This window comes from Anaerolineae bacterium, assembly GCA_013178165.1.
Lineage (GTDB): Bacteria > Chloroflexota > Anaerolineae > Aggregatilineales > Ch27 > Ch27.
This window is the reverse complement of sequence record JABLXG010000001.1, coordinates 145,537-158,837: the sequence shown is the minus strand read 5'-3', so window position 1 is coordinate 158,837 and position 13,301 is coordinate 145,537. Positions and strand designations below refer to the sequence as shown.

8 protein-coding genes are annotated in these 13,301 nt (G+C 60.6%); 4 read left to right on the top strand and 4 right to left on the bottom strand.

Annotated elements, in window-relative coordinates; genetic code table 11:
• Window positions 1-42: 42 nt before the first annotated feature.
• The 3 genes from HPY64_00605 to HPY64_00595 form a co-directional block, all read right to left on the bottom strand.
• Window positions 43-1,485 (bottom strand): aspartate ammonia-lyase, encoded by a 1,443-nt coding sequence (locus HPY64_00605; protein ID NPV65625.1) that lies wholly within the window; start codon window positions 1,483-1,485, stop codon window positions 43-45.
• 188 nt (window positions 1,486-1,673) lie between these two features.
• Window positions 1,674-2,291, bottom strand: coding sequence for a fumarate hydrolyase (locus tag HPY64_00600; GenBank protein ID NPV65624.1), 618 nt, complete (start codon window positions 2,289-2,291; stop codon window positions 1,674-1,676).
• Between the two features lie 19 nt (window positions 2,292-2,310).
• A complete protein-coding gene (locus HPY64_00595; GenBank protein NPV65623.1) occupies window positions 2,311-3,183 on the bottom strand; it encodes a fumarate hydratase in 873 nt (290 codons plus the stop codon).
• A gap of 153 nt (window positions 3,184-3,336) precedes the next feature.
• On the opposite strand from HPY64_00595, the gene HPY64_00590 reads away from it, so the two are divergent.
• From HPY64_00590 to HPY64_00575, 4 genes are all read left to right on the top strand, one after another.
• Window positions 3,337-4,359 (top strand): dipeptide epimerase, encoded by a 1,023-nt coding sequence (locus HPY64_00590; GenBank protein ID NPV65622.1) that lies wholly within the window; start codon window positions 3,337-3,339, stop codon window positions 4,357-4,359.
• 91 nt (window positions 4,360-4,450) lie between these two features.
• Complete coding sequence (locus HPY64_00585) at window positions 4,451-5,380, top strand: nicotinamidase (protein ID NPV65621.1); 930 nt, start codon at window positions 4,451-4,453, stop codon at window positions 5,378-5,380.
• 85 nt (window positions 5,381-5,465) lie between these two features.
• The gene (locus tag HPY64_00580) at window positions 5,466-6,290 is read left to right on the top strand and encodes a transporter substrate-binding domain-containing protein (protein NPV65620.1); all 825 of its coding nucleotides are present in this window, start codon (window positions 5,466-5,468) and stop codon (window positions 6,288-6,290) included.
• An 81-nt stretch (window positions 6,291-6,371) separates the two neighbouring features.
• Window positions 6,372-7,238 carry an amino acid ABC transporter permease gene (locus tag HPY64_00575; protein NPV65619.1) on the top strand — a complete coding sequence of 289 codons (867 nt, stop codon included), beginning with the start codon at window positions 6,372-6,374 and terminating at the stop codon, window positions 7,236-7,238.
• Window positions 7,239-7,296: 58 nt separating this feature from the next.
• Here the strand turns inward: HPY64_00575 and HPY64_00570 are convergent, their stop codons facing one another.
• Window positions 7,297-13,164, bottom strand: a complete 5,868-nt coding sequence (locus HPY64_00570; GenBank protein NPV65618.1) for a hypothetical protein — start codon at window positions 13,162-13,164, stop codon at window positions 7,297-7,299.
• Window positions 13,165-13,301 lie beyond the last annotated feature (137 nt).

Below are 13,301 nucleotides of genomic sequence, written 5' to 3'. Positions count from 1 at the left end.
CTCCCTGTCAGCCGTCCCACCTTATACTGCCGAAGAACTGTCTCAGGCGCCAGCGCCTCGAATGCCGCCCTCCGTCATCGCGCGGGCATTCAACAGCGCCTCCGCCTCCTCAGCGGTCATATAGCCCAGTTCCACCACGACCTGCTTCACGGTCTTGTTTTCGGCCATGGCTTTCTTGGCTACTTCGGCCCCTTTGAGATACCCGATAATGGGATTAAGCGCCGTAACCAGAATCGGGTTTTTTGCCAGCCAGCCTTCCGCCTTTTCCCGGTTAGCCGTGACGCCAACCACGCACTTCTCGGTAAAGGCGCGCACCGCCCCGATCGTCACGTGCATCATCTCAAACAGGTTATGAGCCAGGATCGGCATCATCACATTCAGTTCAAGCTGCCCCGCTTGCCCGGCCAGCATCACCGTTAAGTCGTTGCCCATCACATGATACATGGCCATGTTCAGCATCTCCGCCAACACCGGGTTAACTTTGCCGGGCATAATGCTTGATCCGGGCTGTACCATCGGCAGACGGATCTCATCCAGGCCAGTAGCGGGACCGCTACTCAGCAGGCGGAAATCATTGGCGATGCGCGTCAAATCCTGGGCCAGCACCCGCATCGCCCCGGAGAAGAACACAGCATCCTGCATGGACTGCATCGACTCAAAGAGATTATCGCTCTCGTACAGCTTGAAACCAGTCAGGCGAGATAACACCCTAATCATGCGACTATGGTATTCCGGGTGGGCATTAAGGCCGGTACCGGTTGCTGTGCCGCCGATGCCTAGCCGCCGCAAGCCCTCCGTAGCCATCTCGATCTTCTCGATATTGCGCTCCACGGCCCTGGCATAGGCGCCAAACTCCTGTCCCAGCCGGACCGGGACGGCATCCTGAAGGTGCGTCCGGCCGCTCTTCACTACATCATCAAACGCTGCAGCCTTTCCCTCCAGCGCATACTGAAGGTCACGCAACGCCTTCATCAACTCATCCAGCCGCCACAGCACACCCAGCCGGATAGCTGTCGGGATAGTGTCATTGGTTGACTGAGCCATATTGACATGGTCATTGGGGCTAACTGGCTTGGCCGGATCGTCCACCGCGAAGCCCAGCAACTGGTTCGCCCGGTTGGCGATGACCTCATTGGTGTTCATGTTCTGACTGGTGCCAGCGCCAGCCTGGAAAGGGTCCACTACAAACTGGTCATGCCACTGACCGGCAATCACCTCATCCGCCGCGGCCATCACCGCCCCCGCCAGTTCTTCCCCACGAATGATTCGCCCGCCGACCTGCACATCCCGGAACAGCCCCAGGTCCCTGTTGACCTCTGCTGCTGCGCGTTTGATCACCGCCATTGCCCAGATGAAGGCGGGGTAGCAGCGCATGCCACTGACAGGGAAGTTCTGAACCGCCCGCTGTGTCTGCGCACCGTAGAGCGCTCCTGCAGGGACCAGCACCTCGCCAAGCGAATCCTTCTCCACACGAACAGCGCCCATCTTCTTCACTATACTCCTGATAATTTCAGTCCGATTTTTTGTAAGTCTAGCGTGTCGGGGCAACGCCAACAACCACTTGGTGCCCACCAGAAACAAAAACGCCCGACAGGGCAATCCCAGGCGATAAATCGCGGGACGCCTCTGCCGGGCGCGACGGGAAGTCACACCCGCCTGTTCAGATAGCCGGCTCAGGCCAACCCAACCAGCTCCTTAAAACGCTGCTCGGAGGTCGCCTGAATCTGATCATGCAGGCTGTTACCGTGGGAATCCATTGTCACCACCAGTTCCCAGTTCTTGACGCGGATCACCCAGAAGGCTTCCGGCACGCCCAGTTCATCCTTTAACAGCACATCCTCAACCTTCTCGACTGTCGCCGCAATCAGAGTCGCCGCGCCGCCGACTGCATGCAGATACACAGCGCCATGTTCCTTGCAACCGGCCAGGGTTCGGGCGCCCATACCGCCTTTGCCGATGATCGCACGCACTTTGAAATGGCCGATCACATCCGCTTCGTACGGCTCCTCACGGATGCTGGTGGTCGGCCCGGCAGCCACGAAACGGTAGCTGCCATCTGGATTCTGCGCCACCACCGGGCCACAATGATAGATTACCCCACCCTCCAGCAAGGGTTTGAGGCGGGCGTATAGCTCCGGGCGCTTGATTTCCGGCGTCTTGATGAAGTTTTCGATCATCAGTTTGTGAGCAGCATCACGTGCTGTGACCACGATGCCGTTCAACTGGACAACATCGCCCGTGTGCAGGGCGCGAATCTGCTCTTCCGAAATGGGGGTTTGCAGCCTGATCATGCTCGTCGCTCGCTTTCTCCTACTGGTACGACACCTGACCGTCACGCACGATCATCCGGTTCCTGCGGCAGGCCCAGCACATGTAGGATACCGTCACGAAGTAGCTGGCCGGCAACCGGTGCGCCGCCCCGATCTGAACATCCAGCACCGTTGTCTTGCCGCCGAAACCCATCGGGCCAATACCCAGTGAATTGGCTTCCTCTTTGAGCCGCTCCTCCAGCGCTGCCACCTCTGGAACGTCGCTGCGCTCCCCGATCTTACGGATAAACTGCTCTTTGGAGACCTCATAACCGGTGCCCCGGTCGCCCCCGATGGCAATCCCCAGAATGCCCGGCGCACAACCCTGTCCCTGCGCCTTGACCACAGCATCCAGCGCAACTTTGCGCACGCCTTCCAGGTCTCGCCCAGCCTTCAGGCGACTGTCTGGAAGCGAATATTGAATCCCGACATTCTCACATCCACCGCCCTTAAGAGTCAGATCAACCTGGAGATAGCCCTCTTCCCACTCCTCAAAGTGGATGACGGGGAAGTTCTGCCCGGTGTTGTCCCCGCTATTGCGGTCCGTCAGGCTGTCGACCGCATTGGGCCGCAGGTAGGAACGCCTGGTGGCTTCCTGAACTGCTGCCCGGATCTGCTCCCGCAGCTTCAGCGTTGACCAGCCAAAGGGGTAGTGCACATAGAAGATCGGTGTACCCGTGTCCTGACACACCGGCGTCGAATGCTGGCGGGCCAGGGTGACATTTTCCAGAATGCTACTGAAGACACTCTGCGCCGCCGAGCCTTCTTCTTCCCGGTTATAGGCTTCGCGCAGGGCCTCCTCAACATCAGGTGGCAGGTCAGTGGAAGCCCGGCGGATCAGCTCCACAAACGCTTCAGTGAGATCCGGCTGCATGGAATACCTCCAGACCAAAAACTGACGGATACACCAACAATAGCATCTCCTCCTGGCCTGTGGCAGCCTCTAAAGGCACCCCCTCACCTGACATTACTCACATGTTATAATAGCCCCGCTAGCGGGAGTCCTGCGCGCAAGAAGGAGAGCACAATGCGCATCCAGGCCGAACCGATTGCCCTGCGCCTGAGCACCCCTTTCCGCATTGCTCACGGCACCAGTACCGAACGTCACAACGTGCTGGTTCACGTCGATAACGGCGTTGGGGTGGCTGCCATCACGCCTTATTACCCCGCCCAGGTCCCCGATGTGCTGACCTATTTGAGCGATCAACGGACGCAGCAGGCGCTTGAGCCAGACATTCGCTTTATCGAGGACATCCTGGATGCCCTGCCAGAGGGACCGGCCCCAGCGCGAGCCGCTCTCGACATCGCCCTGCATGATCTCTGGGCGCAATCGCTCGGCCAGCCACTCTATCGTCTCTGGGGTCTCAACCCGGCCCGTGCCCCGTACAGCACCTTCACGATCAGCATGGCCGAGGAAGGCGAATTCCGCCAGCGTGTGCGGGAAGCAGTGCGCTATCCGCTGCTCAAGATCAAGCTGGGAACCGGCACACTGGAAGGGGATGAAGCCCTGGTGCGCATGGCCAGGGAGGAAAGCAGCGCCCGGCTCTGCGTTGACGCTAACGCTGCCTGGACGATCAACCAGGCAGCGGAGATCATTCCCCGCCTGGCGACATACGACCTCATGTTCATTGAGCAGCCGCTTGCCCGGGACGATATCGCCGGTTGGCACACGCTAGCCAAACGACTCCCCGCAGGCACGCCGCCGCTGATCGCTGATGAATCGATCCATGACTCGCGAGACATCCTTCCGCTACACGGTGCGGCAGATGGCATCAATATCAAGCTGGCCAAGTGTGGCGGCCTACGCGAAGCGCGCCGCATGATCACCCTTGCCCGGACACTTGGCATGAAGGTCATGCTCGGCTGCATGATTGAGAGCACTGTCGGTGTGACGGCGGCGGCGCACCTGGCCCCGCTGGTCGATTTCGCCGATCTGGATGGCTTCCTGACGGTCACGAACGATCCGTACGAAGGTGGCGTGCGCTGGGATAATGGCCGGCTTCACCTGCCGGATACGCCCGGCCTGGGCGTCCACCGTCGCTCCCAGTAACACGTTCGAAGACACATCCGAAGAGATATACGCTGAATCGCCCTGGTACGTTGACCGGATGACATTTACCGGATGAGAGGAGAGAGTCGCCATGAGTTTTCCAGCCTTCTACAGCCCTGATCGCGTGGGCACGCTCTACACACCGGATACCGCCGCGGCCATTGCTGCCGGGCTGGCCGCCCGAACGACCCCGGCGGTAGATGACCGCTACCGTACCCTCCTGATCCTGGTCGATACTCAGGTCGACTTTATCCACCCGGATGGCGCCCTTGCTGTGCCGGGCGCAGTGGAGGATACCCGCCGCACCATTGAATGGTTGTTCCGTAACCTGGTGCACATTACGACCATTGCTGCTTCGCTGGATAGCCACACGCCGCTGCAGATCTTTTATCCCACCTGGTGGACAGACCCGGATGGCCGCGCCCCCGCCCCATTTACGCCCATCACCGCCGCAGATGTGCAGACAGGACGCTGGCGGCCGGTGATCGAGCCAGAGTGGTCAGTTCAGTATGTGGAGCGCCTGGAACGCGAGGCCAAGAAAACACTGATGATCTGGCCCTACCACACCATGATCGGCACACCCGGCCAGGCCATCACTCCCGCCCTCTACGAAGCCATCGCTTATCACGCTGCGGCGCGCGGCGCGCAGCCCTACTTTCTTTCCAAAGGCTTTCTGGCCAGGACGGAACACTACTCGATTGTCGAACCGGAAGTCAAAATCCCGGAAGAACGTGAGCATGGCGGGGAGCTAAATACACCCTTCCTGGAAATGATCGCCGCCTACGACCGCATTTACATCGCCGGGCAGGCCAAAAGCCATTGTGTGCTGGAGACGGTCGGCTCGCTAATGCGGTATTTCGCTGAACGCCCGGAGGTGATCAATCGGCTGCACGTGCTTATCGACTGTACGTCTTCGGTCGTCCATCCCCAGATCGACTTCGAGCAACTTGCCACAGCAGCCCTGACGAGCTATCAGACTGCGGGGCTTCACCTGGTACGATCAACCGATCCCATCGCATAGAGCCGTTTGGAAAGCCCGCATCCGGTGGTAACATATTACGAAGAGCCATTCAGTGGGGGCCTGAGATACCCGAGGAGGGAAGAGGATGCCGCGTAACACCCGTCTTGCTGTGCTACTGATTGCGTTTGCCTTGCTGTTTAGCCTCGCGCCGCAGCCAGCCGCTCAGGCCCAGTGGGGCAGCCTGCCCGATCTGGGTGGGCGAACGGTAGTGGCGGTGACTGAGAACGGCTACATGCCGCTCAACTTCGAAGACCCGACCACCGGCGAAGCCATGGGCTGGGAATACGAGGCCATGGAGGAGATCTGCCGTCGCCTCAACTGCGTCGTCGAGTGGAATCTGATCGGCTGGGACGCCATGATCCCCGCTGTCGCTGAAGGTCAGTTCGAGATCGGCATGGATGGCATCACCATCACCGCCGAGCGTGATGAGGTCATCGACTTCTCCGACCCTTACATGATGCTGGAGCAGTTCCTGCTCGTCCGCGCCGATGAAGACCGCTTCACCAACGCCGCCGAATTCGCCGCCAACGACAGCCTGCTCATCGGCACCGTCCCCGGTACCACCCCCTTCTACACCGCCGTCTACACCGTCCTCGATGGCGACGAGAACAACCCCCGTATCGTCCTGCTCGATAGCTTCGGCGCCGCTGTCGAAGCCCTCCGCAGCGGCGATGTCGACGCCGTCATCATGGACGCCGCCTCCAGCCGGGGCTACATCGGCGCTAACCCCGAAGCCTTCAAGCTCGTCGGCGAAGCCCTCTCCTCTGAGGAGTTCGGCTTCATCTTCACCCCTGGCTCCGACCTCATCGCCCCTGTCAACGCCGCCCTCGCTACCATGAAGGCCGATGGCTACCTTGACTACCTCAATAACAAGTGGTTCTTCCTCTATGACCCCACCGGCGGGAGCTAGAACCAGCGGTTGAGTTGAACACAGAGGTGCGTTGCCCCACGCGCAACGCACCTCGTTTTTTGACCAGAAGAGGACTCCTGTATGACCCACCCAAGTTCATCCCCGGTAGTTGGACGCTCACGCGCCTTACCCGTAATTGATCGCCTGGCACAACTGCCCTGGTGGCTGCTGATCGTCGCTCTGATCGGCGTGGTGCTGCTTTGGTCGATCACCACCAACGAGTCCTACCAGGTGATTTTCGAGCGAGTCCGTGAGGGCTTTGGCACAACCATCTATGTGACCCTGGTTGCTTATGCCCTGGCGCTCATCCTGGGACTGATCATCGGTCTGGCACGTGTTTCTGCAAACAAGGTAATCTACCACCTCTCAACGTTCTACGTGGAGATCATGCGCGGTGTGCCCATGCTCGTCCTGCTGTACTATATCGCTTTTGTCGTTGGTCCCGCCCTGGTCAGTGCGATCAACACTATCGGCCAGGCCATGCTAGCCAGCAGCATCCTGCCGGATATTGCTGCTTCGCTGGCGAATATGGCCGTCCGCGACCTGGACTTCACCGCGCGGGCTGTGCTGGCGCTCACGCTGGGCTATGCCGCTTTCCTCTCCGAAATTTTCCGCGCTGGCATCGAATCCATCGAGCGCGGCCAGATGGAAGCCGCCCGCTCGCTGGGCATGACCTACTGGCAGGCCATGCGCTATGTCATCCTGCCGCAGGCCATCCAGCGGGTATTGCCCCCACTTGGCAATGACTTTGTAGCCATGCTCAAGGATTCATCGCTCGTATCGGTGCTGGGCGTGCGCGACATCACCATGCTGGGCAAAGTCTATTCCACCAGCACGTTTCGCTTCTTTGAAACGTACAACGTGGTTGCCTTCCTCTACCTGTCAATGACTATCGTCCTGTCGCTGGGCGTGCGGTACATCGAGAAGCGCATGGCGGTAGAACGTTAGGCGGCCTGCCCGTGCTCGCGGGCAGGCCGCCCTGTGTCAGCCACGCTGAGATGCGGTCCTACTGTGCCCTGTCTGCCTCCTGCACGGTGAACAACATCCCGGCTGTGCGGCCAAAGACCTCAGGGAAGTAGAAGGCGTAAGCATGGGCGGGCATTGTCTGGAATTCGCCGACCAGGCTGGCCCGGATTTGATATGTGTACACGTAGGTCCCACGCGGCAGAAAATCAGCATACAGGTTGACCTGTTCGTCCCGCATCTCGGTATGGTCAAACCACCACCAGCCCCAGTACCAGTACGGATCGTAGTTGTCCTGTCGTTGCCGCTCCAGTTGTGGCCCCTCGACCAACCGGCTTGTGGTGAGCAGGGAAGCATCAACGCCTTCTGTACCCGCCGGGATTGGATCCTCCAACACAAAGTAGTAGATGTCTTCCGGTAGCGTGATCGTCAACCGGACTGTGATCACATCACCAACCTTTGCCGCTGTGACAGGCTCATTTGGCGCTCCGGTCAGGAAGTACTCGCGGCTAACCGTGATCCCCCGGCTGATGGCTTCCGCTTCAGCGGCAGGCAGGCGCAGGTTCAGATGCGCCGTGTAGTACAGCGCGCCCTCGCCCTCGCCACGGGCCACCGTCACCCGGTTCAATTCCCCGCGTAGCAGGTCCCTGACTGCCACCCGAATCACCTGACCATCGCGGACTGTTTCCGGCGTGACGGTCGTCCGGGCCAGCGTATCACGGTTAACCACCAGCGAGTACTCATAGTTGCCGCGCAATTCCCCGGTCAGCACCATCCAATCGGTCAGCGCGATGACCGCCCATACATTCTCCTGCGTGGTTTCCCAGTGATCGCCCTGCCGGGCTACCATCAGCCAGCGGACGGCGTTTGGCAGCAGGTCACTATCCGGCACAGTGCGCGCCAGTGCGCTCAACACCAGCGCCGTGGTGCGCGTGTCGCTGCCCCAGTTCCACCAGTCAACGGTCTCCTCTTCCCAGTGTGCGCCGGTTGCCGAGAGAATAGCCCCTGTGACCAAATCGCTCACCAGGTCGCTCACCGCCTCGTGCTCCGGATACAGCTCATGGAAAGCCATCAACAGGTAGGCCCGCCCCTGATGCGACATCTCCAGGCGGGCGTTATGCAATGCCAACAGTTGATTCAGGTCACCCTGACCGCCGCGCGCCAAAACGTAGAGGTAGAAGGCTTGCCGGTTGAGCTGCCAGGCAGGGGTGTCGACGGCTGGCCGGATCAGATCGCTGCGCACGAAATTCAGCGCCCGGTCAATCATCCACGCGTCGACTGCCAGCCCGGTATGGCGAGCTTCGATCAGCCCAAGGGCAGCGTAAGCTGTTACCAGCGGATTGCTCTCCATATGCCCGAACCAGCCCCAACCACCGTCTGGATTCTGCTCTGCAGTCAGTTTCTCCAGCGCTTGCTGCAGCGCCGTGTAGAGATTGGCTTCCAGCGCCGGGTCCTGGATCCCCAGATTCCTCAGGGCGCGGTAGGTGACCACATTCGGCAGGAAGCGACTAACAGTTTGTTCGATGCACTGGTGCGGATAGTTCTTCAGGTAGTCGAAGGTATCCGTCGCCGTCACCGCCAGCGAAGGATCAAGCCGGATCGTCAGTTCGCCCTGTCTAGTGTCCAGACGTGGCGGCAGGCTGATCGCCTCCGTTCGCGATCCGACCCCCCGTAGCACGCCCGCCGTGCCCACCACATCCGGGGCCGTATACCGGTAGACAGGGATGGTATTGTCCGGCCCGGTCGCCAATGTCGGCTTGCTGGCGTCCTGGTAGCCCTGCTCACTACGGGCGATAAAGGTCAGATCGACATAGTCGACATCCTCGGCCACAGCAGTCCAGTTGACCCGCCCGCGCGCCCCGGCTTCGATGGTGATCGTCTGCGCAGCGTCCGATTGCAGGGTCACCCCTGCCGCCTCCAGCATCACCGTGACCCGTTGCGCCTGGCCGGTGTTATTGTTGACCACCGCTGCCAGTTGCACGACATCATCAACCACGAAGAAGCGCGGCGCCACCGGACGGATCAGCAGCGGCAGCGTGGCGACGATCTCTGCCGTAGTCTGGCCGACCCGTGTATCGACGGTCAGCGCGCGTGCGTCAAATGTCCACGTTGTCAGGTTATCGGGCAGGTCAACGGAAACCGTCGCCCGGCCATCAGGACCGGTCACCACATGCGCGGCCCATAGTGGCGTCTGCTCGAACTGCTCCCGGATCAGCAATGGTGCAGCTTGTCCACCCTGTGCGCCGCCTGTGTCCGCCATCGGTGCGGCAGTCATGGTCGGTATGGCCCCCATCATCACCATGCCCTCGGGAACAGTGCTCCGGGCTGCCGTCTCGCCCAGATACTCATCCGACAGGCGGTCAAGCAGTGCCGACAGCGAGTGATCGGTCAAGACATAATTCCCCTGCCGGCCATAGAAGGCATCCAGCAGCGTACCGCTGTTTGGAGGCAGCAGCGCGAGGATGGCTTTGTCAGTTAACGCCACCCCGAACTCGGCCTGTACCGGCTCACCGCTGGCATCTACGGCCTGCAGGTCAAACGTCACGGCTTCGCGGGGCTGAGCCAACGTTGTCGACGGTGTGACCGTAATTGTCAGCGCCTGGCGGACCGGCTCTACATCCAGCGAGATCTCGCCCGTCCGGTAGTCCGGGTTCAGGCTTTCTTCATCAATGCCTTTAACCACCGTCACATCGAAGTAGATGGTAGGAACGTGCGCCTCCGTGATCGGCAGCTCATACAGCAACGTGGAACCTTCCACGCGCCGCACCTCATAATTGATGACTCCGGCCCGCTCGACACTGACCAGCACCGTGCTCGCCCCTGCAAACGGGATCGGCACCAGCACCTGCGCCACATCGCCTGGCCGGTAACTCTCCTTGTCCGCGATCAGGTCGATCGTGCGCGATGGCTCGCCCCACCACACCGGACGGCCACCCATCACCCAGAAGCGGAGCGTACTGCTGTTGCGACGCTCGTACTCGTCCAGGGCCGAAGCACGTATGCGGAAGATACCGGCATCCGGCGGGGTGAACAGGTATGCAGCCTTGCCATCACTCCCGGTAACCACCTGGGCCGTTGCCACCTCGATCTCTTCGCGCGTCCACGTGTACCGCCCGTACTCGCCTTCAACAGGCGCCCGCGACCAGCGGATTTCCACAACAGTGAGGTCGATGCGTTTCCCGGCCAGCGGCTCGCTGGCGGCGGTCACAGCGATCAACTCGATTGGCATTGGCTCTCCGGCCTTGCCGAAATAACGATCGGAGCGCAGGCCAACATACACGTTGGCGGGATGGGCTAACACTGATGTTCGCCCACTGATCGCCTGCTGGCTTTCATCGACAACGGTGGCTTCCACTGTCAGGCGCATCGGTCGCACCGTCGCCGGACGTGTGTTCGCAGTAGTTACCAAGAACTTGCCGTTTGCGTCGGTGAGGGCCGTGCCATCCCCGACGTAATGGTGGAAATTGTCCTGTGTCTCATCGTCGAAGTGATACCGCCCCGGGCCAGAGTACGGGAAGCTGATCGGTTCGCCGTAGGCACTCCAGTTCACTGTTGCATTGCTGACCGCTCCGCCCGCGTAATAGGTGGTCTCCACCAGGGCGTTGAGTGCATCCCCCTGGAAGATCGCCTCCTGCTGCGGCGTGACCGTCACCTCGTATTCTGGCACGCGGAACTCCGCAATTGTGAACATGACGGATGCCTGGTCAGCACGGATGATAGCCTCGCCGATCGGCGCGGTATCGGGCAGTCTGAATTCGCCGCTGAACGTGCCGAAGTCTGTCAAAGGCACGTCATCTTCATACAGCTTCTGGCTGGAATACGTGGACTGGATCGTGACGTGCACAGAGCGCATGTTGGGCAATCGGTAGTCCATATCGTGCCGATCACGCAACACCCCCCGAAAGTACACTATCTGCCCGGGGCGGTAGATTGGCCGGTCGGTATACAGATACCCCTGCCGGGTTGGCAAATCAGACTCCGAATAGCTGAACCACGCGCCGTACTCACCGCGCCCCTGGGCGACAATTGTCACAAAGTCATCACTGCTGAAGGCCCTAACTGACGCACGCCATACCCCATCGGGACCGGTCTGCCCGCGAGCAATTGCCGTTCCCGCACGCAGGACAGTGACAGTGGCGCCGGGCATGGCCTCCGCCGTGACCATATCGGTAACCCAGACCAGCACCTCTCCGGGCGCTCGCTTGACCGTCAGGTTAAGCGAAGCCACAACCAGTGGGAACTGGTAGACCTGCTGATCAGGACCGCGCATCACCACCCAGTAATTACCTTCAGACAGCTGCCCACCCTGCTCCGACGCCAGCAGTACTTCAGCAGAGACGCCTTCGCGCCCCTGCGAATCAAACGTCTGAGTCCAGGCGCGAACCAGGTTCTCCGGGCGTGCCCAGCGGACCATCCCGCGCTCAGCGTAATCACTTAGAGCGTAGGCGAGATCCTCTACTGCCACGCGATAAAGCTCAAACGATACAGTCGGCCTGCCGCTGATCACCAGCGGGAAGCGGGTATCTTCCCGGTGGGCGCCGACAATCGCGAGAGCAGTGTTGCCGGTGACCGGATAGGCCCAGGTCGCAATGTCGCCAGTGGTGAACCTGAATGTGTAATCCGTGCTGATCACATTCCCGTAAATGTCTTCCGCTCCAGCCAGAAAGGTGATCATGTAAGTGGTGTTCGGCAGCGCGGAAAACTGGATACCCAACGACTGATTACCCCAGATCTCCGGTTGCCAATCAGTCTCCGGCGAAATCACAACCCTGTTCCGGAAGGTCTCCGTATTCATCGGCGAGCGAAACTCAATCGAGGCGCCACTACCTGGTCGAACGTCGGACGTGCCGTTACGGGGATAGGTGTTAGCAATCCCTGGATAGGGAACCGTGCTGAAGGTCGTGGACTGCCCCCGGTCGAGCGTGGCTTCTCCGCCGGCGCTGCGCGCCTCCGGACTGACGTGGATAGTGTAGATGGTTTCCATTGCCAGCAGACTGGCTGGCGTAAACGTCATCTGCGTGGCGTCGTCGCTCCAGTAGAAGCTCCCCGGAACCTGTTGGCCAAGCCCCAGGAGCAGGAATGCTGCCTCCGTACTGGCTTTGTCCATCGGCTGACTGAAGGTGATCCGTACCTGGCGATCCAGCAATACCCCCTGCTCCATCGGCCCGGGCGAAATATCCAGAATTTGCGGCGGCAACGTCCGGAATGACCAGCGGAACGCCTCTTCAAGCCTTGCGCCGGTTACGGCTTCCAGCCCGGCTGGCACCGTGACGGTGTAGGTCGTGCCGCCGCGCAGGGCTTCAGATGGGGTAAAAGCGTAGATGGACGTATTCAGCCACTCACCCTTGCCTGCCAGCGGTGGAGCGATCACCAGGGGGGATGGTAGATCCGTCTGTTGCGCCGTTGAGACCAGCGGCACAACCGGGCGATTGAAGGTGACCACAATGCGCGCGTCAGCGGCCACACCTTCGGCCCCAACTTCCGGTGTCACAACGGTCACGGCCAGCGCGCCGATCGTCCGCGCTTCAAACCGGTAAGCCTCCTCCAGCGGAAGGCCGTTGGTCGCAACCGCCCCCGTGCCGATCGTGACCCGGTACTGGGCTGCCCGCGGCCATTCCTCAGTTGGCGAAAACATCAGCGTGCGATCATCCTGCCAGCTAAATGCTCCTTCCAGCGCCGGGTCAAAACTCATCGCCGTTTCAACACTGGCTCTATCCATCGCCTGGTCAAACGTGATGGTCAGCGGCTCCGCGCCGCTCAGTTCGACGCCGGGCAACGGCCAGACGTCGATCACGTGTGGAGGGAGCGCTTCTTCGTTCTGAGCAGCAAGCCAGTGCTGCTCACCTTCGATCGTCACAAGCCCTCCCAGGATGAACACACACATCAGAGTCGCCAGCACTCTGCGGTTCATAGCTACCTCTTTCGCTCGCATGCCGTCCTGCATGCTAGACGCACGATACCGTCCCGCGGTTCCCTGCCTGGCACTTCGATCATAGTACAAAAAACAAAAAGCTGGCGGCGGCGCCAGACCGCTACCAGCTTCACATC

Coding starts and splice junctions, on each gene's coding strand:
- HPY64_00605 (NPV65625.1), bottom strand. CDS start 1,485: ATGGGCGCTGTTCGTGTGGAGAAGGATTCGCTTGGCGAGGTGCTGGTC.
- HPY64_00600 (NPV65624.1), bottom strand. CDS start 2,291: ATGATCAGGCTGCAAACCCCCATTTCGGAAGAGCAGATTCGCGCCCTG.
- HPY64_00595 (NPV65623.1), bottom strand. CDS start 3,183: ATGCAGCCGGATCTCACTGAAGCGTTTGTGGAGCTGATCCGCCGGGCT.
- HPY64_00590 (NPV65622.1), top strand. CDS start 3,337: ATGCGCATCCAGGCCGAACCGATTGCCCTGCGCCTGAGCACCCCTTTC.
- HPY64_00585 (NPV65621.1), top strand. CDS start 4,451: ATGAGTTTTCCAGCCTTCTACAGCCCTGATCGCGTGGGCACGCTCTAC.
- HPY64_00580 (NPV65620.1), top strand. CDS start 5,466: ATGCCGCGTAACACCCGTCTTGCTGTGCTACTGATTGCGTTTGCCTTG.
- HPY64_00575 (NPV65619.1), top strand. CDS start 6,372: ATGACCCACCCAAGTTCATCCCCGGTAGTTGGACGCTCACGCGCCTTA.
- HPY64_00570 (NPV65618.1), bottom strand. CDS start 13,164: ATGAACCGCAGAGTGCTGGCGACTCTGATGTGTGTGTTCATCCTGGGA.